Consider the following 1,914-nt stretch of genomic DNA (forward strand, 5'->3'; position numbering starts at 1 on the left):
ATCGGCGTCGGCCACGACGGCCTCGCGGTCTACCGGAGGAGCCCGGACGGCCGGGTGGACCACGTGGGCGACTTCGACGGCCACACCACGCTCGTCGACCTGTCCCACTCCGGCCGCCTGGCCGTGCTCGCCCGCGACCCCGAGGACCCGGTGCCCGCCGTGGTGCTGGACCTCGTCACGGGCGAACGGCTGCCGCTGCGGCTACCGGGACGGGCCCTGTGGGTCTCGGGGTTCGCCCCGGTCGAAGGCCCGGAACGGCTGCTGCTGACCACCGCGAGCGACACCGCGTACCGCCTGGCCGAGTGGACCCCGGACGGCGGAGTCCGCGAGGTGGGCTGGTTCGACTCCGACACCGAGATCGCGCCGACCTGGTACCCCGACGGCCGGCGGGTCCTGGTGCGCCGGGACCGGCACGCCCGGTCCGAACTGCGCGAGCTCGACCTGGAGCGGCGGACCGACGTGCCCGTGCCGACGCCGCGCGGGAGCATCCTGGCCGCCCAGGTGCAGCCGGACGGCGACCTGCACTACGTGTGGACCGACACGACGCACCCTCCGCACCTGCGCACCGCGTCGGGCCGGTGGTCGTTCGGCGGCCCGCGGAACGCGACCGGCGCGGGCGTGACGAGCGAGGTGTGGGTCGACACCCCGGCAGGGCCCGTGCACGCGCTGCTCGCCGCGCCGGACTCACCCGGACCGCACCCCACCGTGTTCCTGCTGCACGGTGGCCCGCACGCCGCCGCCCACGACGCCTACGACGCCCTGGTCTCGGTCTTCACGGGCATCGGCTGCGCCGTGGTCAGGCCGAACTACCGCGGCTCGACGGGCTACGGCCCGGCCTGGCGCAACGACTTCTCCGACGGACCCGGCCACACGCAGCTGCTCGACCTCGCCGCCGTGCGCGAGCACCTGGTCGCGACGGGCGTGGCCGACGAGGACCGCACGGCGGTGGTGGGCACGTCGTGGGGCGGCTACCTCGCCCTGCTGGCCGCGGGCGTCCAGCCGACGCTGTGGCGTGCGGTCGCGGCGGTCAACCCGATAGCCGACTACGTCGCCGCCTACCGCGGCGCCACGCCCGCCGTGCGCGCCCTCGACCGCCGCATCTTCGGCGGCGACCCCGACCAGCGGCCCGCCGCGTACGCCGCGGCGTCCCCGATGACGCACGTCGCCTTCGTGCGGGCGCCGGTGCTGGTCCTGGCCGCCACCGAGGACGATCGCTGCCCGCCCGACCAGGTCGCCGCCTACGTCGCGGCGCTGGAGGCGCACGGCGTCGAGCACGAGCTGCAGTGGACACCGTCCGGCCACGAGGGCCGCACCGGCGCGGTCCACCGCCAGGTCATCGGCTCCGTGGTGCGCTTCGTGGCCACGGCGCTGGGAGGGCGGGAGGTCTCCGCCCCCAAGAAGACGGGATGAACGAGGGCACCGGCACCGGGCCGGACCCGTCCGCCCCGATCACAGGAGGGAGGTGACCACATGCGCAAGCGCGTCATCAAGAACGACCCGATCAGCGGCAACCACGACCAGAGCCGCAGTGTCGAGGTGAGCGTGTCCGTCAAGGTCAGCTTCTGACGGCAGGTCACCAGGTGGCAGAGGCGGGCGGCACCCGATCGCCCGCCTCCCACCCCCCGAACCGGACACCACAGACGCGAGCACGACGAAAGCGAGCCGCAGTGCGAATCGTTCTGGTCAACATGCCGTGGGCGCTGATAGACGTGCCCTCGCTGGCGCTGGGCATCCTGAGCACGGCGGTGCGCCGCGCGGTCCCCGGCACCTCGGTCGAGGTCGTGCACGCCAACCTGGACTACGTCGACTGGATCGCCGAGCGCAGGTCGTTCACCGTCCGCGACTACTACTTCTACTCGCTCGACACCTACTTCCAGGGCGTCGGGGACTGGGTGTTCACCTCCGCGCTCTACG

1 protein-coding gene and 1 pseudogene are annotated in these 1,914 nt (G+C 73.9%); both read left to right on the plus strand.

The window, feature by feature from the left end; all coding sequences use genetic code 11:
• The coding region (locus AB0G02_RS37605; RefSeq protein WP_360804497.1) for an alpha/beta fold hydrolase at nucleotides 1-1,410 on the plus strand (1,410 nt) is incomplete at its 5' end.
• Between the two features lie 257 nt (nucleotides 1,411-1,667).
• Nucleotides 1,668-1,914, plus strand: a pseudogene (locus tag AB0G02_RS37610) (hypothetical protein); the annotation flags it as partial.

The organism is Actinosynnema sp. NPDC023658 (assembly GCF_040639995.1).
GTDB lineage: Bacteria > Actinomycetota > Actinomycetes > Mycobacteriales > Pseudonocardiaceae > Actinosynnema.